The organism is Massilia phyllostachyos (assembly GCF_021044825.1).
GTDB classification, from domain to species: domain Bacteria; phylum Pseudomonadota; class Gammaproteobacteria; order Burkholderiales; family Burkholderiaceae_D; genus Telluria; species Telluria phyllostachyos.
In genome coordinates, this window is sequence record NZ_JAJNOC010000013.1 from 106,359 (window position 1) to 127,538 (window position 21,180).

Consider the following 21,180-nt stretch of genomic DNA (forward strand, 5'->3'; position numbering starts at 1 on the left):
CCAGGAAGCGCCCATGGTTCCCAACCAGCCCGGTTTCATCTTCGCCACCGGCATCGAAAACAGCATTCCCACCATCGACGGCGGCCGGGTGCGCATGGACGAGATGGACAAATGCGGCCACTACCGCCACTGGCGCCGCGACTTCGACCTGGTGCAGGAAATCGGCATCCGCTTCCTGCGCTACGGACCGCCGCTCCATACCACCCTGGTGGGACCCGGGCGCTACGACTGGTCGTTCGCCGACGAGACCTTCCTCGACCTGCGCCGGCGCGGCCTGGTCGCGATCGTCGACCTGTGCCACTTCGGCCTGCCGAACTTCCTCGGCGACTTCCAGAACCCGGACTTCCCCGCCATCTTCGCAGACTACGCGCGCGCCTTCGCCCAGCGCTATCCCTGGATCCAGCTCTACACCCCGGTCAACGAGATGTCGATCTGCGCCCTATTCTCCGCCCTGTACGGCTGGTGGAACGAGCAGCAGCGCAGCGACCGCGCTTTCGTGACGGCCACCAAGCATCTGGCAAAGGCCAACCTGCTCGCCATGCGCGCGATCCTGGAAGTGCGGCCGGACGCCCTCTTCATCCAGAGCGAGTCGACCGAGTACTTCCACGCGATGTCGCCGAAAGCGATCGGCCCGGCCGAGACCATGAACGCGCGCCGCTTCCTGTCCCTCGACCTGAACTACGGCCGCCGCGTCGACTCGACCATGTACGAATACCTGATGGACAACGGCATGACGCGCGAGGAGTACCACTACTTCCTGAACAACAACCTGAAGCACCACTGCATCATGGGGAACGACTACTACCAGACCAACGAGCACCTGGTCGACGCCGCCGGCCTGACGCGCGCCTCGGGCGAGGTGTTCGGCTACGCGGTCATCACCCACCAGTACTACAACCGATACCGGCTGCCGGTGATGCACACCGAGACCAATCTGTGCCAGGGTCCGAACGGCGACGAGGCCGTGAAATGGCTGCGCAAGGAATGGGCCAACGTGTTGCGGGTGCGGAACAACGGCGTGCCCCTGGTCGGCTTCACCTGGTACTCGCTGACCGACCAGGTGGACTGGGACACGGCCCTGCGCGAGAACAACGGCAACGTCAACGCGCTCGGCCTCGTCGACCTGGACCGCAATATGCGCCCGGTCGGCCACGCCTACCGCGACCTGATCCGCGACTGGACCGAGGTGCTGCCGACCCAGAGCGTGTGCCTGCAGGTCCCGCTGGCGCTGGAGCACGACTATCCGGACTGCGTGCCGCCCTTCCCGCGCCAGGGCGTCGAGTGCGACGTGACCGGCGCTCCAATGAATACGGAATAAATCGCCATGCGCTTCTCCGGCAAGGTCGTCCTCGTCACCGGCGCCGCCAGCGGCATCGGCCTCGCCACCGCGCGCCGCTTCCTTAACGAAGGCGCGCGCGTGGCCCTGGTCGATCGCGATGCCGGCGCCCTGCCCGCCGCCGCCGCGCAACTGGGCGGCGATACCCTGCAACTGGTGTGCGACGTCGGGGTGGAAGAGGACGTGGCCGGCGCCGTCGGGCGGCTACTGGCGCACTTCGGCCGGCTCGACGTGGTCGTCAACAATGCCGGGCTGATGGTCTTCAAGCCGATCGAGGCCCTGAGCGGCGCGGACTGGATGAAGGTGCTGCAGGTCGACCTGCTCGGCGCCTTCTACTTCATCAAGCAGGCCTTTTTGCACATGGCGCACGGTGGCGCGATCGTCAACCTGTCCAGCATCCACGCCGTCGCCACCGAAGTGAACGTCGCGCCGTATGCGGCCGCCAAGGCGGCGCTGCTGTCGCTGACGCGCTCGGCGGCACTGGAAGGCGCGCCGAAAGGCATCCGCGTCAACGCCGTCGTGCCCGGCGCGGTCGACACGCCCATGTTGTGGAACAACCCGCACGTGGCGTCCGGCGACGAGCACCTCGACAGCGGCGAGGTCGGGAAAGCCGGGGACGTGGCGGCTGCCGTCGCCTTCCTTGCGTCCGGCGATGCGACCTTCATCCAGGGCGCCTCGCTGCTGGTGGACGGCGGTCGCTTGTGCCGGCTGTAGTGCCGGCTCACGAAGATATCAGCCCTGCCCCGACGCCAGCGCGATGCGCTTGCGGATACGTCGGGCTTCCTGGGCATCACCGGCAGCCTCGGCGCGCTGGGCCTGCACGCCCAGCCAGGCCAGCAGCGGACGGCGCCATCCCTGGTTCGAAGCCGTGTCGATGGCCTGGTCGATGCTGTCCGGCGTGATGCGGCCCGCCTTCAAGGCGGCGCCGGCCGCGACCAGGCGCGCCAGCGGATCGGCGACGCCGCTAACCTGACCGGACGCCAGTACGGGGCGATGCTGTTCGGGCAGCTGGGCTGGGCTCACATTCTGCCAGCGGCCGTACAGGTAATCGGCATAGGCGCGCTGTTCCGGCGTGGCGTCTTGCGCCAGCGCGGCATAGCCCGGGCAATCGTCGAAGTCGAGGCTGGCCACGCGCGCCGCGCAGCGCACCAGCTCCACCTGCGCGACGTAGTCGGCGCGGCCGGTGGCCGTGGTCGCAAGCCGCGCGCTGCGAAATCCGGCGTCGGCGGCGGCCGTGTGCCCCTTCAGGTAATCGTCGACCGACCCGTCCAGCGCCCCCTTGGCGTCCGCCTGCCAGTCGGGCGGCAGCGGCTTGCTGGAGCAGGCGGCGAGGAGCACAACTGCGAGGAAGGCGGGGATTCTCATGGCAGCTTGATCTCCTGGTTGCTGCGGGCGAAAGGCCACTTGCGGTTGATCTCGTCGACCAGGCGGTTCACCTTGCGCAGGCTGGCGTCGACCTCGCCGCGCAGGGCGCCCAGGTCCTGCGTGGCCACGCGCGCATTGGCGCCCACCGCCTGGGCTTCGACCAGCACCGCGTCGACCTTCTTGAGCGTATTGCTGGCGTCCTGCAGCACCGTGTTCAGCTGGCGCACCGCGGCCTGGGCGTCGTCCATCACGCCCTCCTTGCCGTAGACCCGGCGCTCGGTCTTGTCGAGCAGCGAATTGATGCGGTCCAGCGCTTCGCGCAGTTTGCGCGCCTCGGCGTCGCCGCCCATCACGCCGCCCAGCACCCCGCCCGGGCCGTTCATGCGGCCGGTGAGCGTGTTGATGTTCGAGAGGCTGGCGTTGATGTCGGAGTCGTTGGCCGTCATGGTCTCCAGGTTCTCCAGCAGCGCGCGCGCGGTGGCGACGATGCGCGGGATCTCGGCGGTGGCGTCGCCGCGCAGCACCGAGCGGGTCGCGCCGGCCGGCAGCGGCGGATCGTTCAAGAGGCCGGTGAAGGCGCGCAGCCGGGTCTCGCCGACGATGCTCGACTCCAGCGTAAACACGCTCGAGGTGCGCAGCCACTTCGCGTCCTTGCTCTGGACGTCCACCAGGATCCGCACCTTGCCGTCGTCGGCCAGCTCGACCTGGTTGACCCGGCCGATCGGGAAGCCGGCGAAGGTCATGTCCATGCCGGGGATGACGCCAGACGAATCGTCGGTCTCCAGCACCAGGCGCTGGGTCGGCTCGAACACGCCGCGCGCGTGCATCACGTAGCCGATGAAGGCGGCGACCAGGATGCCGATCGCCACCAGGAGGATCAGGGCTTTGAGTTCGACGTGCTTCGGTTCGTCCGGCAAGGGTTCGGTCATGGGTCTCTTTTAAATGTATTTGAGTGCCAGCGAGGCCGCTTCGATCACCAGCAGCACGAACAGCAGGCGCAGCGCGCCCGGCTGCACGGTGACGTGGACGCGGCGCGGATAGCGCTGCAGCTCGAGGATGGCGGCGGTCGGGATCAGGGCCACGGCCAGGCCGAAGAACACGGTCTTGAGCACGAAGCCGAGCGTCACCGCCGGCGAGAACACGCGGCCGACGGTGCGGGTGTAGTCGGCAATCCCCCACGGCAGCAGGCCGTACACGTTCACGTAGGCCAGCACCAGCACAAGGGTAGCGCTGACCATCGCCATGCTGAGCACGCCGAAGGAGTTCGCCAGCAGCTGCGGCACCATGTCGCGCCGCAGCCGGCGCAGCGCCTCGTCGTTGGCCGCCTGCGGCGACATGCCGGCGCGCGCCAGGCCCAGCGCCGAGGCGTCGAAGGCCATGCTGGCGCGCAGGGCCACGAACATCGCGGCCGATAAGGGAATCAGTTCCAGCACCAGCACCCGCACCACCATCTCCAGCGCGAAGTGCGACAGGCCGTAGCTCTTGGCGGTGACCAGCACGATGCGGATGATGACGAGGCTGATCAGGGCCGAGGCCAGTGCAAACCAGGGCAGGACCTGCCAGGTGCTGGCGTAGATGCAGCGCGCGGCGGAGAGGCGGTTTTCGCGGTTGTAGGTGGAGGGCGAGAGCGCCATCACCATCGCCACGGCGCCCAGGTGGACCATGTACCACCAGCTGCGCAGGTAGCGCAGGAAGGCGAGGCCCCAGAGACTGGGGCGGGTGACGAGGTGGTGGGGGCGGGGCATGGTGTCAATATGATACAAAGTTTGGAGGGGAAGTTGCGGGTTTGTATCGAGTTGTAGCGCTGGTGGGTGTTCGACGAACTTGGGTTCCGGCCTTCGCCGGAACGACATGCTGGGGGAGCGGGCTAGCGGTTTCGTTGGTACCACTCGCCGAAAAACCGTCATGCGCGCCACTGGCGCCCATGACTCCCGGCGCAGGCCGGGACCCAAGTTTGCACGCATGCCGGGAACGCAATTACTGCCGCCGCGCTTCCATCACCCCCTTCACCTCCCCAATCGCCCCCAACGCCTTGTTCAACTGCGCCGTCGATCCGATCTCCGCCGTGAACACCATCCGCGCCTGTCCCTTCGCGCTCTGGGTGTTCACCCCGATCACATTGATCTTCTCGCGCATGAACACGTCCGAGATATCGCGCAGCAGTCCCTGGCGGTCCATCGCGAGGATGAACAGGTCGACCGGATACACGGTCTCCAGCCCCGCCGACCCCCACTCGGTCTGGATCACCCGTTCGGGCGACTTGGCGCGCATCTCGGCGAAGTTCTTGCAGCTCAGGCGGTGGATCGAGACGCCCTTGCCGCGGGTGACGAAGCCGCAGATCGGGTCGGGCGGGGCCGGTTTGCAGCACTTGGCCAGCATCGTCATCAGGCCCTCGGTGCCGACCACCAGCACGCCCGACTTGGCGCCCTGCTCCACGCTCGAGGCGCGGCTCTTGTTGACCACCGCCTCGTCCACCGGGGGTGGTGCCTCCACCGTCTCGTGCAGCGCCGCTTCCACGTGGCGCAGGCTGAATTTCTCCTTGCCGACCTGGACGAACAGTTCGTCGACCTTCGCAAAACCCAGCTTGTGCGCCAGCGCTTCCAGGTTGACCGCGGTCTTGCCCTCGCGCTGCAGCGACTTCTCGACCAGCGCGCGGCCCGTCGCCAGGGTCTCCTCCTGTTCCAGCGCGTGGAACCAGGCGCGGATCTTGGAGCGGGTGCGGCTGCTGACCGTGTAGCCGGGGCTGAGCCAGTCGCGCGACGGTCCCGCGCTGCCGGCCGGGCCCTTGGCGGTAATGATCTCGCAGGTCTGGCCGTTCCTCAGCGGGGTATTCAGGGGCACCATCACGCCGTCGATCTTGGCGCCGCGGCAGCGATGGCCGACCTCGCTGTGCAGGTGGTAGGCGAAGTCGATCGGCGTCGCGCCCTGCGGCAGTTCCAGCACCCGCGCCTGCGGCGTCAGCACGAAGATGCGGTCGTCGAGGGTGGTGGCCTTGAGCTTCTCGACCCATTCCTTCTGCAGGTCTTCCTGCCCCGCCACCACGTCGGCGACGTCGCTCTTCCAGGCCAGCAGCTGGCGCAGCCAGGCGATCTTCTCGTCGTACTTCTGGCTCTTGAAGTTCGAGCCGCCCTCCTCCTTGTAGCGCCAGTGGGCGGCGATGCCGTACTCGGCGAAGTTGTGCATCTCCTGGGTGCGGATCTGCACCTCCAGTGGCCGCCCATCCTCGGCGGTGACGACCGTGTGCAGCGACTGGTAGCCGTTCGGCTTGGGGCGCGAGATGTAGTCGTCGAACTCCTTCGGGATCGGGGTCCAGATGTTGTGCACGATGCCGAGCACCGTGTAGCAGGTCTTCACGTCCGGCACGATCACGCGGAAGGCGCGCACGTCGTACAGCGCGGAGAAATCGAGCTCCTTGCCGCGCATCTTGTTGTAGATGCTGTAGATGTGCTTCGGCCGCCCCGAAACCTCGGCCTTGATGCCTGCTTCCTGGAGCTCGGACTGCAGGCGCGCGATCGAGGATTCGACGAAGCCCTCGCGCTGCATGCGCTTCTCTTCCAGCATCTTGGCGATGCGCTTATACGTATCCGGCTCGATGAAGCGGAACGACAGGTCTTCCAGCTCCCACTTCAGCTGCCAGATCCCGAGCCGGTTGGCCAGCGGCGCATAGAAGTCGAGCACCTCGCGGCCGTAGGCGCGGGTGACGTCGTCGAAGCGCTTCTGCTCGGCGAAGAAGCGCAGGGTGGTGGCGCAGGAAGCCAGGCGCATCAGCACGACGCGCATGTCCGAGGCCATCGCGAGCAGCATCTTGCGCAGGGTTTCCACTTGCGCCGCGGCCTGCTGGGCGGCGTTCTTGCCGGTCCCGATCTGTTCCTTGCCGGCGGTGAGGTCGCGCAGCTTGATCAGCTGGTAGACGCCCTGCACCAGATCCGACACCTCCTTGCCGAAGCGCTCCTCGAGGGCGCCCGCCACCGCCGGGTCCATCATCGCCAGCTCGAACAGCAGCCCGGCGATGCGGGTCTCGGCATCGGTGCTCAGGTAAGACAAGGTGCCGGCCACGCCGAGCGAGAACTCGAAGGCGTTCTGGCCGGTGCCGGCATTGCGCTCGCCATAGGCGGCGTTGGCGTAATCGAGCGCGGACTGGACCCGCGCGCAATCCTCCACGCTCAGGCCCTGGACCAACTGGGTGCTGGCGTCGCCGAGTAAAACGGTTGATACCATTGATACGGTTTCTTAACGCAGCGCGGCGGTGACGCAGACCTCGACCAGGCATGCGGGATTGGCCAGCTTGGCCTCGACGGTGGCGCGCGGCGGGGTGTGGCCCTGCGGAACCCATTCGTCCCAGACCGTGTTCATGCCGGGGAAGTCGTCCATGCTGGCGATGAAGATCTGGCACATCAGGATGCAGGACTTGTCGCTGCCGGCTTCGTTCAGCAGGCGGTCGACGTGTCCCAGCACTTCGCGCATCTGGCCCTCGATGCCTTCGCTCGTGTCTTCGGCGATCTGGCCGGCCAGGTAGACGGTGCCGTTGTGGATGGCGGTTTCGGAGAGGCGCTTGCCTACGTGGAGTCGTTTGATTTCCATAGCTGCTTTCTTCTAGATGAACATGGCGCGGGTTTCAACCAGCGCCGAGTAAAAATTCGCGTGCGATCGCAATCTGCTCGGGCCGCACGAAGGTCGGCGCGTGGCCGACCCCGGGGATTTCGACCAGGCGCGGCTTCGGTCCGCGCGCGCACATGGCCAGCGCGGTCTCGTGCGACAGCAGGTCGGACAGTTCGCCGCGCACCAGCAGGGTCGGGCAGCGGATCGCGTCCCACGCCGCCCACAGCGCCGCCTGGTCGCCGGCCGCGCGTTCCGGCGTGATCGCCTGGAAGGGCTGGGCCAGGCCGAGGTCGTAGTGGCGCACCCACTGGCCGTCGCCGTCCTGGCGCAGCACGTCGCTGGCCAGCTTGAACCATTCTTCCTCGCTGTGCGGCCCGAAGGAGAGCGACACCGCCTTCACGTAGGCGGCGCCGCTGTCGAAGTCCGGGAAGCGCAGGTCCTCGCCGATATACTCGCCGATGCGCGCCATCGCCGCGCCGTCGAGCACCGGGCCGATGTCGTTCAGGACCAGCTTGCGCACCGGGGTGTCGTCGAGCGAGGCCAGGATCATGCCGATCAGGCCGCCCATCGAGGTGCCGAACCAGTGCACGCCCCGGCTGTCGTCACGCGTGATTCGTGCCACCAGCGTGACCATGTCGGCCACGTACTGCGGCACGGTGTAGTACTGCGGATCGCGCAGGCGGCCGGAGCGCCCGCGCCCGACCACGTCCGGGCACACCACCCGGTAGTCGCTGCTCAGGTCGCGCGCCAGCGCGTCGAAATCGTCGGCCACGCGGGTCACGCCGTGCACGCACACCAGCACCTTCGGGTTGTCCGGATCGCCCCACTCCTTGTAGGCCATGCGGTGCAGGCCGGCGGGCGAACTGCACTGCACGCTGTTGATTCTGGCTTCGCTCATCCCGCTCCCGTCATCGCAATATTGTCGACTCATTCACAGCAATGCAGCATTTTACGCGGCGTTGCGATTAGAATTCTACCAATTCCGAGGAAGCACCCGATTACTCCACCTTGAGGACACAATGAAATCCAGTATGCTCAGCGGTAAAACCGCCCTCGTCACCGGCTCGACCTCCGGCATCGGCCTCGGCATCGCCCGTTCGCTGGCCGAACAGGGCGCCAACATCGTGTTCAACGGCTTCGGCGACGCCCAGCAGATCGAGAAGCTGTACACAGACCTGGGCAGCGAATTCGGCGTCCAGACCGCCTACCACAATGCCGACATGAGCAAGCCCGCCGAAATCGAGGCGATGATGCAGTACGCGCAGGATAAATTCGGCGGCGTCGACATCCTGGTCAACAACGCCGGCATCCAGCACGTCGCCAACGTCGACGAGTTCCCGGTCGAGAAATGGGACGCCATCCTCGCCATCAACCTGACCTCGGCCTTCCACACCACCCGCCTGGCCCTGCCCGGCATGAAGCAGAAAAACTGGGGCCGCATCATCAACCTGGCCTCGGTGCACGGCCTGGTCGGCTCCGCCGGCAAGTCGGCCTACGTCGCGGCCAAGCATGGCCTGGTCGGCTTCACCAAGGTCACCGCGCTGGAAAACGCGCACACCGGCGTGACCTGCAACGCGATCTGCCCGGGCTGGGTCCTGACCCCGCTGGTGCAGAAACAAGTCGACGACCGCGCCGCACGCGACGGCCTGTCGAACGACGCCGCGCGCAAGGCGCTGCTGGCCGAAAAACAGCCGTCGGGCGAGTTCGTCACGCCCGAGGAACTGGGCGCGCTGGCCGTGTTCTTCTGCAGCCCGGCCGGCGACCAGGTGCGCGGCGTGGCCTGGAACATGGACGGCGGCTGGGCCGCGCAGTGAGCGTTTCGTGACGGACCGCCTCGACGAACAGGCCTTGCGCGACGCCTGCCTGGACCTGGCGCGCGTGGTGCTGGCGGCCGGGCATTCGCAGGTGTCGCACGACATCCTCGAGACGCTGGCCGACCGCTTCTACCGCGAAGTGGTCGATTTCGCGCCTGGCGTTGCGCGCGCCGGGCGCGATCCGAACCTGCTCACGCGGGCGGTGTACTACCTCAATGACGCCCATGCCCTGCCCCTGATGGGCACCGATATGGAATGGTTCCGCCAGGCGCTGGTTTGCCTGGTCGAACTGGCGGTGCCGGGGATTGCGTTGTCCGACAAGGGCGGCGCTTTCCTGCGCGATGTACAGCTCGGGATCGAACAGTCGCTCGGCGACCTGTAGGGTGGGCGGTCTTCCGCACACGCGTCCAAGCGGCCGGTGCATCGTCGCGCAGCATCCGTTCACGCGGGATTTGAACGCGCGGACGGCAGAGCCGTCCACCCTACGAAGGAATACACCATGCGCATCCGCGCTAACACAATCGCGTTTTCCCTTCTCACCGCATTCGGCCAGGCACAGGCCGCTCCCGGTCCGGTCCTGCTCACCCCCGACAAGGTCTGGACCGGCGACGGCGCCCCGCACGCCGGCTGGAGCGTGCTGGTCGACGCCGGCCGCATCCAGGCCGTCGGCCCGCTGGAGAAGATGACGGTGCCCGCCAACGCCGAGCGCATCGCCCTGCCCGGCAAGACCCTCATCCCCGGCATGATCGACCTGCACTCGCACGTCCTCCTGCACCCCTACAACGAAACCACCTGGGACGACCAGGTGATCAAGGAGCCGGTCGCCTACCGCATCATGCTGGCCGGCCGCCATGCGGCCGCGACCCTGCAAGCCGGCTTCACCACCCTGCGCGACCTCGGCACCGAAGGCGCGGACTACGCCGACGCCGGCATCAAGCGCGCCATCGACGAGGGTGTCGCGCCCGGCCCGCGCCTGTTCATCGCGACGAAGGCGATCGTGGCCAGCTACAGCTACGGCCCGGCCGAGCGCAGCTACCGCCCGGACATGGAGATCCCCTACGGCGCCCAGCCGGCCACCGGCATCGACGAGGTGACGAAGGCGGTGCGCGAACAGTCGGCGCGCGGCGCGGACTGGATCAAGATCTACGGCGACTACCGCACCGGCATCGACGGCACCGCGCGGCCGACCTTCACGATGGAGGAACTGAATGCAATGGTGGCGGCGACCCACGTCACCGGCCGCAAGGTCGCGGTGCACGCCAGCAGCGACGACGCGATCCGCATGGCGGTGCTGGCCGGCGCCGACACCATCGAGCACGGCTACGGCGCGTCGGAAGCGACATTCAGGCTGATGAAGGAGCGCGGCGTCGCCTACATCCCGACCCTCACCGCCCCGGAAGCGACCGGCGAATACTTCCAGAAGCACGTGCGCGGCGGCGCGCCGACTCCTGGCATGCAGCAGGCGGCGCGCGCCTTTGCGCTGGCGCGCAAGGTCGGGGTCACGATCGGCAACGGCAGCGACGTCGGGGTGTTCGCGCACGGGACCAATGCGCGCGAGCTGGGGTGTATGGTCAAGCTCGGGATGACCCCGACGGAGGCGATGCGGGCGGCGACGGTGGTGGCGGCGGACATCCTGGGGAAGTCGATGGAGCTGGGACAGATCAAGGCGGGGATGCTGGCGGATGTCGTGGCGGTGGATGGCGATCCGACCGAGGATATCGCGGCTGCTGGCAAGGCGAGCTTCGTCATGAAAGGCGGCGAGGTGTTTCGCCGTCCTTAATGAGGGTGGCATGTAGGTGTGCTGGCAAAACTGGGCTCCGGCCTTCGCCGGAGCGACGGTCTCGCGACCGGTGGCAGGGCATCAGGCTTCTGGATATACCACCTATAAGGGATAGGCATAAGGCATAACAAGATATAAGGCCTGCGGATATCCACAATAGATAAGGCGGACCGCTTCCGTGATGATGGCAACACCACAAACTTCTCTGAGAAGAGTTGCCATGAAAAAGCCTTTTTATAAAATCCTGTACGTCCAGGTGCTGTTCGCCATCGTGATGGGCGTGCTGCTCGGGGTGTTCTATCCCGAACTGGGCGCCAAGATGAAGCCATTGGGAGACGGCTTCATCAAGCTGATCAAGATGATCATCGCCCCCGTGATCTTCTGCACCGTCGTCGCCGGCATCGCCGGGATGCAGGACATGAAGAAGATCGGCCGCGTCGGCGGCAAGGCCCTGCTGTATTTCGAGATCGTCTCGACCTTCGCCCTGGCCATCGGCCTGGTGGTGGCCAACTGGTTCAAGCCGGGCGCCGGCTTCAACGTCGACGTCGCCCATCTCGACACCAAGGCGATCGCCCAGTACACCGAGAAGGCCTCGCACCAGACGACGACCGACTTCATCATGAACATCATCCCGAATACCTTCGTGGATGCCTTCGCCAAGGGCGACATCCTGCAAGTGCTCTTGATCGCGATCCTGTTCGGCTTCGCGCTGTCGATGATGGGCGAGCGTGGCCGTCCGGTCACCAAGATGATCGAGGACTTCTCGCACGTGATCTTCGGCGTCGTGAACATCGTCATGAAAGCCGCCCCGATCGGCGCATTCGGCGCGATGGCCTTCACCATCGGCAAATACGGCCTCGACGCCCTGCTGCCGCTGGCCAAGCTCATGGGCTCGTTCTACCTGACCTGCTTCCTGTTCGTGGCCGTCGTGCTGGGCACCATCGCCAAGTTCACCGGCTTCTCGATCTTCCGCTTCATCGCCTACATCAAGGAAGAACTCCTGATCGTGCTCGGCACCAGCTCGTCGGAGAGTGCGCTGCCGGCCCTGATGCGCAAGCTCGAGCGCCTCGGCTGCTCCAAACCGGTGGTCGGCCTGGTGGTCCCGACCGGTTATTCCTTCAACCTCGACGGCACCAACATCTACATGACGATGGCGGCCCTGTTCGTGGCCCAGGCGACCAACACCGAGCTGACCCTGATGCAGGAGCTGACCATCCTGGCGGTCGCCATGCTGACCTCGAAAGGCGCATCCGGCATCACCGGCGCCGGCTTCATCACCCTGGCCGCGACCCTGGCCGTGGTCCCGACGATTCCCGTGGCCGGCATGGCCCTGATCCTCGGCATCGACCGCTTCATGAGCGAAGCGCGCGCGCTGACCAACTTCGTCGGCAACGGCGTGGCGACCGTCGTGGTGTCGAAGTGGGAGAATGAACTCGACAGCGAGCGCATGGACAACGTCCTGCACGGCCGCGTACCGCTGGACGGCGAGAAGGACCTGGAGCCGGTGCGCGCCGCCGCCTGATTCACGCCTGACGCACACCAGCTGGCCGCGCCCTCGGGCGCGGCCTTTTCTTATGCGGACGGATAGTAGACGAAACAGGTATCGATCTCGGGCGGGAAACTCGAACCCTTATCGCCGTTGGCATGTCGAACCCCTGCACCGCGGCGCATGGTATTTCACGACCTTGCCGATGTTGTCGCTCACCCAGGCCGTGGGTACGCTTGTACCTGCCGTCGAGTGTGCTCTGCGACATGGTAGCCCGAACCGATGCGATGGTCGGCGCTTCATCGACAAAGCTGTCCTCTGACCACTTCAGCGCGAAAAGCTCTCGGGGCTGGCATAGACCTGGATGCGCACCGGACTGGCGAAGTGTGCGAACTGCTTGCCCTCGATGATCGCCAGCGCCGGCGGCACCAGCGGTGCGATCTGCGCCGCCAGCTTTTCCGCATTGGGCTCGCACAGGATGCGCGGGTCCGGCGTGCAGGCGGTGAAGGTGGCGGTCGAGCGCGTCATCGCGACGAGATGACGGCCATGGTCGCAGCCGCCGAGCAGCAGGGACAGGACCAGGATCGTGCAGGCGCGCATGGCGTTTACATGGAAGGATGGGAGCCCGAGCATCGTTTGAATAAACCGATTTGTCTACATCACGTGCAAGCCATGCAAAATAGATAGACATACTGATCTAGACCGACTATTCTGGAATCGGAATTCCACCAATGAGGACGCTCATGCCACGCAAACCCGATACCCCCAAGCCGACCCCGGCCGAACTCGAACTGCTGCAGGTGCTCTGGCCCCTGGCTTCCGGCACCGCCAAGCAGGTGCACCAGGAGATGCAGAGAGCGAAGCCCGACGTCACCTACGCCACCGTGCTGCGCCTGATGCAGGTCATGCACGGGAAAGGCCTGCTGGTGCGCGACGAAAGCGAACGTTCGCACGTCTACGCGCCGGCGCATGCCCAGGATTCGGTCGAGACCAATCTGCTGAAGGACCTGATGCAGCGCGCCTTCGCCGGCTCCGCCAAGGCCCTGGTGCTGGCGGCGCTCAAGACCGGCATCTCGAAGAAGGAACGCGACGAGATCGAAGAGCTGCTGCGGGAGGATCAACCGGAGAACAGGAAATGACGGCGTACCAGCTGGTCGCGGCGATCGGCTGGACCCTGCTCCACTTCCTGTGGCAGGGCGCCCTGATCGGCTGCGCCACCGCGGTCGGGCTGACAGTGCTGCGCAATGCGCGCCCCGAATCGCGCTACCTGGTGGCGTGCACCGGCCTGTTCCTGTGCCTGGCCTGGCCGATCCTGGCGCTCACGCGGCGCCTGGGCGGGGGTGCGGGCGCCGGCGACAATGTCGAAGAACTGCTCACGGCCGGCCTGGCCATCGGCTCGCCGGTCGACGGCGGCTGGAGCGCATTGTTTGGTGCGCACCTGGGCTGGATCGTCGGCACCTGGGCGGTCTGCGCCCTGGTGCTGGCCGCGCGCATGGTGCTGGGCATGCTCTGGATCGAACGCGCCGCCACGCGCGAGCGCAGCGACCCGGTATGGCAGGCGCGCCTGGACCGGCTCGCCGGCCAGTTCGGCATCACGCGCGCGGTGCGCATCCGCATCGTCGAGCAGCTCGGCAGCCCGATCACGGCCGGCTGGTGGCGCCCGGTGGTGCTGGTGCCGGCGTCGCTGGTGTCCGGCATGCCGGCGCCGCTGCTGGAAGCGCTGCTGGCCCATGAGATGGCCCACATCAAGCGCCATGATTACCTGGTCAACCTGGGACAGAACGTCGTGGAGACCCTGCTGTTCTACCACCCGGCGGTCTGGTGGATTTCCAATCGCATCCGCAGCGAACGGGAACAGATCGCCGACGATCACGCGGCAAGGATACTGGGCGAACCGCGGCGCCTGGCCCTGGCCCTTTCCGAGCTGGAGAAACTCCAGTTTTCCACCCATTACCTGGCCCAGGCGGCCAACGGAGGAGATCTCATGTCACGCATCAAACGACTGGTACGTCCCGATACGCATGCATTGGACTGGAAGGCGGCCATTCCCGTCCTCGGCCTGGCGGCGCTCAGCGCCGCGGCGTTTGCGAATGCGGCGCCGAGTGCGGCGGCGTTCGCACACGGCGCCACCGGCGGCGGGGCATCGCGCCAAAACACCGAAGCGGTGGCCGATTTCAGCAGCTGCAAACGGCCCGAGTATCCCGAAGAATCGGTCAAGCAGAATCATACGGGAACCGTGTCCCTCGGCTTCCTGGTCGACGCGCGCGGGAACGTGAAGGAGACCCGGATCAGCAGATCGTCCGGCCACCGGGCCCTTGACAGCTCGGCGCGCGAGGCGCTGGCCAAGTGCTCCTTCAAGCCCGCGACGATCAAGGGCAAACCGGTCCAGTCGTGGGCCGCCGTGCAGTATGTCTGGACGCTGGAATAAGTCTTCATCATTCGCTGTCTGGCAGTGGGCGGGGACGCCCGTCCGCCGCCTTTATCTACCCATGTCCTGGAACCGATGAAACTCTTCCGCATTCTGCTGTCCGCGCCGCTCATGCTTGCTGCGCTCTCCTTCCAGGCGCAGGCCGGCGTCGATGATGCAACCCGCAAGGCGGTCATCGCCGAACTCGGCGCCCGGGTCAGCGAGGTCTACGTCTTCCCCGACAAGGCCAGCCAGGTGGTCGAACGCCTGAACGCGCGCGAAAAGAGCGGCGCCTACCGCGCCGCCAGGGATCTCGACGCCTTCGCCGCCCTGCTCACCGCCGACCTGCGCCAGCCGACGAAGGACAAGCACCTGGGCGTGCGCTACAGCGCCAAGCCGATTCCCGAAGACGAGAACCGCCCGGAGCCGACGCCCGAGATGGACCGCAAGTTCGCCGAGTACCTGATGTCGCGGAACTACGGCATCCGCAAGGTCGAAACCCTACCCGGCAATATCGGCTACATCGACCTGCGCGAATTTTCCTCCGTCCGCTTCGCCAAGCCTGCCTTGACCGCGATGATGACGCTGGTGGCCGATACCGACGCCCTGATCGTCGACCTGCGCAACAACGGCGGCGGCGACCCGTTCGCGGTGGCCTGGATGCAGAGCTACCTGTTCGATGCGCGCACCCACCTGAACGATATGTACTGGCGCGACGGCGAGCGCACGGAAGGGTTCTGGACCGAGGCCGAGGTGCCGGGCAAGAAGTTCGGCGGCGCGAAGCGGGTCTATGTCCTGACCAGCAAGGACACCTTCTCGGGCGCCGAGGAATTCAGCTACAACCTGCAGCAGCTCAAACGCGGCACCATCATCGGCGAGACCACCGGCGGTGGCGCGCATCCGGGGCGGGTGTACCGGATCCATCCGCACCTGTCGGTGTTCATTCCGAGCGGGCGCGCAATCAACCCGGTCAGCAAGACGAACTGGGAAGGCACGGGCGTGGCGCCCGATGGGAAAGTGAAGGCGAATGACGCGTTGCGTGCGGCACAGCGGCTGGCGCTGGCTGAGCTGCTCAAGGCGCCGGTGGACGAGGATCATGCGCAGTTGCTGCGCAAGCGCCTGCAAGCCCTGAAATAAAGAACCCGCAGGCGCCGCCGCGGGTTTGGTAGGGTGGGCAATCCTTTGCCCACGCGTTCAAACCAGGTATCCCGGCCCGCTCCCTGGCGTGCATCCGTTCGTTGAACGCGTGGGCGGAGGACCGCCCACCCTACAAGGTCAGACCGCCGACACGTCCAATTCGCAGCCGGTCGCCTCGACCACCTGCTTAGTCGTGACACCCGGCGCCAGTTCCACCAGCTTCAAGCCACTGTCCGTCACGTCGATCACGCCCAGGTCGGTAATGATGCGGTCCACCACGCCCACGCCGGTCAGCGGCAGGTCGCAGTTTTTCAGGATCTTGTGCGAGGTAGAGCCGTCCTTGGCAGTGGCGACGTGTTCCATCACCACGACCACGCGCTTGACGCCGGCCACCAGGTCCATCGCGCCGCCCATGCCCTTGACCATCTTACCAGGGATCATCCAGTTGGCCAGGTCGCCCGCTTGCGACACCTGCATCGCGCCCAGGATCGCCAGGTTGATCTTGCCGCCGCGGATCATGCCGAAGGAATCGGCCGAGCTGAAGTAGGCCGCGCCCGGCAGCGCCGTCACGGTCTGCTTGCCGGCGTTGATCAGGTCGGCGTCGACCTCATCTTCCGTCGGGAAGGGGCCGATGCCCAGCAAGCCGTTTTCCGACTGCAGGAACACCTCGATATCGCTGGGGACGTAGTTGGCCACCAGGGTCGGCAGGCCGATGCCCAGGTTCACATAGAAACCGTCCTGCAGTTCCTTGGCCGCGCGAGCGGCCATTTCATCACGAGTCCATGCCATGTTCTTGTCTCCGGTCTGGTTAGGCGCGCACGGTGCGCTGTTCGATGCGCTTTTCCGGCGTCGGGTTGTGGACGATGCGGTGCACGAAGATGCTCGGGGTGTGCACCTGGTCCGGATCGATCTCGCCGATCTCGACCAGCTCTTCGACTTCCACGATGCAGACCTTGCCCGCGGTGGCGACGTTCGGGTTGAAGTTGCGCGCGGTCTTGCGGAAAAGGAGGTTGCCGGCCTTGTCGGCCTTCCAGGCCTTGACCAGGGACACGTCCGGCAGCAGCGCACGTTCCATCACGTAGTGCTCGCCGTCGAATTCGCGGGTTTCCTTGCCTTCGGCGACGATGGTGCCGTAGCCGGTCTTGGTGTAGAAGGCCGGGATGCCGGCGCCGCCGGCGCGCAGCTTCTCGGCCAGCGTGCCCTGCGGGGTGAATTCGAGCTCGAGTTCGCCGGCCAGGAACTGGCGTGCGAATTCCTTGTTTTCGCCGACGTAGGACGAAATCATCTTCTTGATCTGGCGCGTTTCCAGCAGCTGGCCGAGGCCGAAACCGTCCACGCCCGCGTTGTTGGAAATGGCGGTCAGGTTCTTGACGCCGGAATCGCGCAGCGCCGCGATCAGCGCCTCGGGGATGCCGCACAGGCCGAAGCCGCCGACGGCGATGGTCTGGCCATCTGCCACGATGCCGGCCAGCGCCGACTTCGCATCGGGATACACTTTGTTCATACTCGTCCCTTTTATAAATTAAGCTTGAGAAGCTCTTCTCACTTCAAGAGTAGCGTCTCAGCATAAAATACGCTGTACCGAATAACAATACCGTAGAAATACGGGCGAGACAGCAATGAACCGAGTAGTCGATCCAGATCACACCAGCCCGCCGGCCGCCATCGATTACGAGATGATCTTCCAGCATGCGCCGGTCGGGATGTGCGTGTCCACCGACCGCGTGATCCAGTCCTGCAACGGCGCGCTGGCCGAGATGTTCGGCTATGCCAAGGGCAGGCTGCAGGGGCAATCGTTCAGCGTGCTCTACCCGACCATGGACGAATTCCTGCGCACGGGCGACCGCATCGTGCCGATCATGAATGCGAAAGGCCGCTACTCGGACGAGCGCATCATGCGCCGTGCGAACGGGGAATTGTTCTGGTGCCACGTGACAGGCCGCGCGCTCGACCCTGCGCAGCCGCTGGGCGCGGGCGTCTGGACCTTCGAAGACGTGAGCGAGAAGCGCCCGGTCTCGGCCGAACTGACGCCGCGCGAACGCGAGATCGCCGCCCTGCTGGTCGAAGGCAAGACCAGCAAGATCATCGCGCGCGAAACCGGCCTCAGCCCGCGCACGGTGGAGATGCACCGCGCCAGCCTGATGCGTAAGTTTTCTGCATCCACGTCGTCGGAGCTGGTGCACAAGCTGGTCGGGGCGCGCTAGGTGTCGGGCCAGCGTTAGCGACGACTATTGCTGTCCCAACCTGCTGACCACCAACGTACGAGCCGACGGCGCTCCCCGCAGGAAAGCCCGTCAGCCGAAATGGAAAGCGTGTAAATTAGTTGTTGAACAGGCCCGTCTTCTGGTGAACGTCGGCTTCGCTCATAGAAAAACGCTTCACGATGTTGTTATCGTCGTACATGACAACGAGTTCTTTTTTCTTGCCGCTGGCGCTTGCGCCGAACATATTTACGATCGGCACATAGCTGATCGCGTCAGCAGAAACATTCGTGAAGTCGTAATTCCAGATTTCCAGACCACCATCAGTAAAGCTGGTCTTGGCTGGCGAACCGAACATTGCACGCACTTCGGATTTCGTCGTCTTGCCCTGCACGATCTTCTGCGACACCGACATCTCCGTTTCCTTACGCAGCGATTCGCTACCTACACTGGCGCAGCCGGTCAACACAAACGCCGCAATGACAGTAGCGCACAGAAGAACTTGCTTTTTCATTTGAACCCCTAGTTATATTGTTTTGTCGTCGCATCCACCATAAGGCAGTTGCGAGCCGGGGCATACATTAAACGGCTATTTTGCCTGCGGCAATAGCCGTATTCAAAAACACACAATTTCATGCTGAAAGGGTATGCGGCATGTTCGCGCCATTTCTATGTTCAATCGGTAGATCGTGGCTTTTCTGCCCGCTCATCGAACTGCCATGCATGCGAGCGAATACGATCCAGCAGATGGCGTAGCTCCAGATCCAGGCGCCGGTCCTCAATCATTGGACCGCAATGGCAATCGATATCCTCATGCATTACGCGGATGACGGGCGGGACACGATGTGACAGCGTAGCCTGGCCGCGCAGCCAGACGCCTTGACGCACTGCGATTAGCAGTGCTGCGGCAACCTGTTCCACCAACTCAAGTATCCGCAAACAGTCCCGCGCCGCAATCGTCCCCATACTTACCTTGTCCTGGTTGTGGCACTCGGTCGAGCGTGAGAACACCGATGCCGGCATGGTCAGCTTCAGGGCTTCCGCGGTCCAGGCCGACACACTAATCTGCAGCGCTTTCAGCCCATGCGAAATCGCCGCACGTTCCCCTTTCGTACCCGACAGGTTGGCCGGCAGGCCGTTGTTGTAGCGCGGGTCGACCAGCAGCGCCATCTGGCGGTCCATCAGGTCGGCGAGGTTCGCCACCGCGTTCTTCATGCCATCCATGGCAAACCCGATGTGGCCACCGTAGAAGTGGCCGCCGTGCAGGACGCGCTCGCCGTCAGGATCGATGATCGGGTTGTCGTTTGCGCTGTTCAGCTCATTCTCGATGGCGCTGCGAAAGAAGGGCAAGGCATCGGCCAGCACGCCGATCACGTGCGGCGCGCAGCGAATCGAGTAGCGGTCCTGCAGGCGCTTGCCGTTGCGTTCCACCTGGCCAGTGTAGCCGAGATCCTCGCGCAGCCAGGCCGCGACCTGCTGCATGCCGGCGTGCGGTTTCACCGAGAACAGCGTTTCGTCGAAATGGTCGGCGTTGCCGTCCAGGGCAAATGAGGCCATGGCGGTGATGCGCGTGCACAGCCGCGTGAGATAGGCAGAGCGGTCCCAGGCCAGGCAGGCCAGGCCGGTCATCACGGCGGTGCCGTTCATGATCGCTAGGCCCTCTTTCGGGCGCAGGCGCAGCGGCGCGATGCCTGCGTCGCGCAATGCCTCTGCAGCCGATACCTGCACGCCTCCGCGCAGCACCTCGCGCTCGCCGCACAAAACGGCCGCAAGATAGGACAGTGGCGTCAGGTCTCCGCTGGCGCCGACCGAGCCTTCGCTCGGGATCAGGGGAAGCAGGCCGGCGTCCAGCAGGCGCACAATTTGCTCCAGCAGCGCCACGCTGACGCCAGAGTAGCCCTTGCACAGGGACGCCAGGCGCGCCGCCATCACCGCGCGGGTCTGGGCCGGATCGAGAAGGGCGCCGAGGCCGCAGCCGTGGTAGGTATAGAGCTGGTGCGGCAGCTCGCCGACGAGGTGTGCAGGGACCGGGACGGTACAGGAATCGCCGTAGCCGGTGGTGACACCATAGACGATCCCATCCTCGCGCAGAAGGCGGTCGAGGAAGTCGGCGCCGCGCGCGATGCGGGCGCGGAATGCCGCGTCGTCCGACAAGACCACAGGAGCGCCGCCCGCGACGCGGACGATGTCTTCGATCGATAGCCGGGTGTCGTCGAACCGGATTGCTTCGCCGGCGCTCATGCGATCGGCAGCAGTGCGCGCAGGCGTTCCGGCCAAGGGCGCGATTTCTCGGCCTTGAAATCGATCCACACGACCTTGGCGCCGCCTTCGGCGGAGAGCTGCCCGGGCTGGCCGTCCGGCCCGATCAGGCGAATCTCGTGGGTGACCTCGATACTCGAGCGGCCGGGTGGGCCGACGAATGTGCTGACCTCAATCTCGCCGGGATAGGTGAGCTGTTTCAGGAAACTGCAATTGGCGTTGACGATGACCGGGCCCTCGCTGGACGCGGTCGGGTCGGGCAGTGCGCCGACCTGGTCGAGCCAGGCGATGCGAGCGGATTCGATGTAACGGAAGTAGACGGTGTTGTTGACGTGGCCCATGGCGTCCATGTCGCCCCAACGAATCTGGATGCGCATGGTGTGGACGTGATGCTTGTTGTTCATGAATTCTTGGTACGGTGAGATTGTGGTTTAAGCCGGCGTCAGTTGATACTCGCTCCGGCGAAGGCCGGAGCCTAAGTTGGGTGCGTCACGTTGGCGGGTGCACGCAAGCGGTGGTTGGATGCGAGGGAAATTGGGTTCCGGCCTTGAACTGCCACACAAAAGCTGGACACGTGCGTTATTTGCTTAGGTGTGCTTGATCCTGCATTGAAGCGGGGCCAGGCCGCCCAGAACAGTGCTGATGCGTTTGGTATTGTAATACCGAACGTACTCGTGGATTGTGGCCATGAGTTCTGCAGCGTCAGTGAATTTTCGCTTGTGAGTGCACTCAGTCTTGAGCACGGCAAAGAAGCTCTCCATCGATGCATTGTCTAGGCACGTGGCCTTGCGAGACA

23 protein-coding genes are annotated in these 21,180 nt (G+C 65.3%); 10 read left to right on the forward strand and 13 right to left on the reverse strand.

The features are described from left to right. Positions 1-13: 13 nt before the first annotated feature. Positions 14-1,318, forward strand: a complete 1,305-nt coding sequence (locus tag LQ564_RS24675; RefSeq protein ID WP_231060769.1) for a family 1 glycosylhydrolase — start codon at positions 14-16, stop codon at positions 1,316-1,318. Between the two features lie 6 nt (positions 1,319-1,324). After that, entirely contained in the window at positions 1,325-2,050 is a 726-nt protein-coding gene (locus LQ564_RS24680; protein ID WP_231060770.1) for an SDR family NAD(P)-dependent oxidoreductase, read from the forward strand. A gap of 18 nt (positions 2,051-2,068) precedes the next feature. On the opposite strand, the gene LQ564_RS24685 is transcribed toward LQ564_RS24680, so the two are convergent. From LQ564_RS24685 to LQ564_RS24710, 6 genes are all read right to left on the reverse strand, one after another. After that, positions 2,069-2,701, reverse strand: a complete 633-nt coding sequence (locus LQ564_RS24685; protein ID WP_231060771.1) for a hypothetical protein — start codon at positions 2,699-2,701, stop codon at positions 2,069-2,071. Continuing rightward, positions 2,698-3,630: an MlaD family protein gene (locus LQ564_RS24690; RefSeq protein WP_231060772.1), complete on the reverse strand. Its 933-nt coding sequence runs from the start codon at positions 3,628-3,630 to the stop codon at positions 2,698-2,700. The genes LQ564_RS24685 and LQ564_RS24690 overlap by 4 nt, the downstream gene beginning before the upstream one ends. A 9-nt stretch (positions 3,631-3,639) precedes the next feature. Continuing rightward, positions 3,640-4,446: an MlaE family ABC transporter permease gene (locus tag LQ564_RS24695; protein WP_231060773.1), complete on the reverse strand. Its 807-nt coding sequence runs from the start codon at positions 4,444-4,446 to the stop codon at positions 3,640-3,642. 232 nt (positions 4,447-4,678) lie between these two features. Then, the gene (locus LQ564_RS24700; protein WP_231060774.1) at positions 4,679-6,919 is read right to left on the reverse strand and encodes a RelA/SpoT family protein; all 2,241 of its coding nucleotides are present in this window, start codon (positions 6,917-6,919) and stop codon (positions 4,679-4,681) included. 12 nt (positions 6,920-6,931) lie between these two features. Next, the gene (locus tag LQ564_RS24705) at positions 6,932-7,282 is read right to left on the reverse strand and encodes a RidA family protein (protein ID WP_231060775.1); all 351 of its coding nucleotides are present in this window, start codon (positions 7,280-7,282) and stop codon (positions 6,932-6,934) included. 34 nt (positions 7,283-7,316) lie between these two features. Further along, a complete protein-coding gene (locus LQ564_RS24710) occupies positions 7,317-8,198 on the reverse strand; it encodes an alpha/beta fold hydrolase (protein ID WP_231060776.1) in 882 nt (293 codons plus the stop codon). A gap of 121 nt (positions 8,199-8,319) precedes the next feature. On the opposite strand from LQ564_RS24710, the gene LQ564_RS24715 reads away from it, so the two are divergent. From LQ564_RS24715 to LQ564_RS24730, 4 genes are all read left to right on the forward strand, one after another. Continuing rightward, on the forward strand, positions 8,320-9,114 hold the full coding sequence (locus LQ564_RS24715) for a 3-hydroxybutyrate dehydrogenase (protein ID WP_231060777.1): 795 nt from the start codon (positions 8,320-8,322) through the stop codon (positions 9,112-9,114). 7 nt (positions 9,115-9,121) lie between these two features. Beyond that, positions 9,122-9,496 (forward strand): hypothetical protein, encoded by a 375-nt coding sequence (locus LQ564_RS24720; RefSeq protein WP_231060778.1) that lies wholly within the window; start codon positions 9,122-9,124, stop codon positions 9,494-9,496. 117 nt (positions 9,497-9,613) lie between these two features. Beyond that, a complete protein-coding gene (locus LQ564_RS24725) occupies positions 9,614-10,894 on the forward strand; it encodes a metal-dependent hydrolase family protein (RefSeq protein WP_231060779.1) in 1,281 nt (426 codons plus the stop codon). A 220-nt stretch (positions 10,895-11,114) separates the two neighbouring features. Continuing rightward, entirely contained in the window at positions 11,115-12,416 is a 1,302-nt protein-coding gene (locus LQ564_RS24730) for a dicarboxylate/amino acid:cation symporter (RefSeq protein WP_231060780.1), read from the forward strand. Between the two features lie 291 nt (positions 12,417-12,707). On the opposite strand, the gene LQ564_RS24735 is transcribed toward LQ564_RS24730, so the two are convergent. After that, positions 12,708-12,980 carry a hypothetical protein gene (locus LQ564_RS24735; RefSeq protein ID WP_231060781.1) on the reverse strand — a complete coding sequence of 91 codons (273 nt, stop codon included), beginning with the start codon at positions 12,978-12,980 and terminating at the stop codon, positions 12,708-12,710. Between the two features lie 143 nt (positions 12,981-13,123). On the opposite strand from LQ564_RS24735, the gene LQ564_RS24740 reads away from it, so the two are divergent. From LQ564_RS24740 to LQ564_RS24750, 3 genes are all read left to right on the forward strand, one after another. Beyond that, complete coding sequence (locus LQ564_RS24740; RefSeq protein ID WP_231060782.1) at positions 13,124-13,519, forward strand: BlaI/MecI/CopY family transcriptional regulator; 396 nt, start codon at positions 13,124-13,126, stop codon at positions 13,517-13,519. After that, the gene (locus LQ564_RS24745; protein ID WP_231060783.1) at positions 13,516-14,808 is read left to right on the forward strand and encodes a M56 family metallopeptidase; all 1,293 of its coding nucleotides are present in this window, start codon (positions 13,516-13,518) and stop codon (positions 14,806-14,808) included. Before LQ564_RS24740 ends, LQ564_RS24745 begins: the two co-directional genes overlap by 4 nt. 75 nt (positions 14,809-14,883) lie before the next feature. Beyond that, on the forward strand, positions 14,884-15,924 hold the full coding sequence (locus tag LQ564_RS24750; RefSeq protein WP_231060784.1) for a S41 family peptidase: 1,041 nt from the start codon (positions 14,884-14,886) through the stop codon (positions 15,922-15,924). Positions 15,925-16,062: 138 nt separating this feature from the next. On the opposite strand, the gene LQ564_RS24755 is transcribed toward LQ564_RS24750, so the two are convergent. Next, complete coding sequence (locus tag LQ564_RS24755) at positions 16,063-16,713, reverse strand: 3-oxoacid CoA-transferase subunit B (RefSeq protein ID WP_231060785.1); 651 nt, start codon at positions 16,711-16,713, stop codon at positions 16,063-16,065. A gap of 19 nt (positions 16,714-16,732) precedes the next feature. Beyond that, entirely contained in the window at positions 16,733-17,428 is a 696-nt protein-coding gene (locus LQ564_RS24760) for a CoA transferase subunit A (protein ID WP_231060786.1), read from the reverse strand. Between the two features lie 115 nt (positions 17,429-17,543). Here LQ564_RS24760 and LQ564_RS24765 point away from each other — a divergent pair, with 115 nt between their 5' ends. After that, a complete protein-coding gene (locus tag LQ564_RS24765; protein WP_231060787.1) occupies positions 17,544-18,128 on the forward strand; it encodes a PAS and helix-turn-helix domain-containing protein in 585 nt (194 codons plus the stop codon). Between the two features lie 115 nt (positions 18,129-18,243). Here LQ564_RS24765 and LQ564_RS24770 read toward each other — a convergent pair whose 3' ends face one another. The 4 genes from LQ564_RS24770 to LQ564_RS24785 form a co-directional block, all read right to left on the reverse strand. Beyond that, on the reverse strand, positions 18,244-18,639 hold the full coding sequence (locus LQ564_RS24770) for an SEN1984 family lipoprotein (RefSeq protein ID WP_231060788.1): 396 nt from the start codon (positions 18,637-18,639) through the stop codon (positions 18,244-18,246). A gap of 161 nt (positions 18,640-18,800) precedes the next feature. Then, positions 18,801-20,366, reverse strand: a complete 1,566-nt coding sequence (locus LQ564_RS24775; protein ID WP_231060789.1) for an HAL/PAL/TAL family ammonia-lyase — start codon at positions 20,364-20,366, stop codon at positions 18,801-18,803. Beyond that, positions 20,363-20,788, reverse strand: coding sequence for an acyl-CoA thioesterase (locus tag LQ564_RS24780; protein ID WP_231060790.1), 426 nt, complete (start codon positions 20,786-20,788; stop codon positions 20,363-20,365). Before LQ564_RS24780 ends, LQ564_RS24775 begins: the two co-directional genes overlap by 4 nt. Positions 20,789-20,971: 183 nt before the next feature. Beyond that, positions 20,972-21,180, reverse strand: a 209-nt coding sequence (locus tag LQ564_RS24785) for an IS3 family transposase (protein ID WP_231060791.1), incomplete at its 5' end; no start/stop codon positions are given.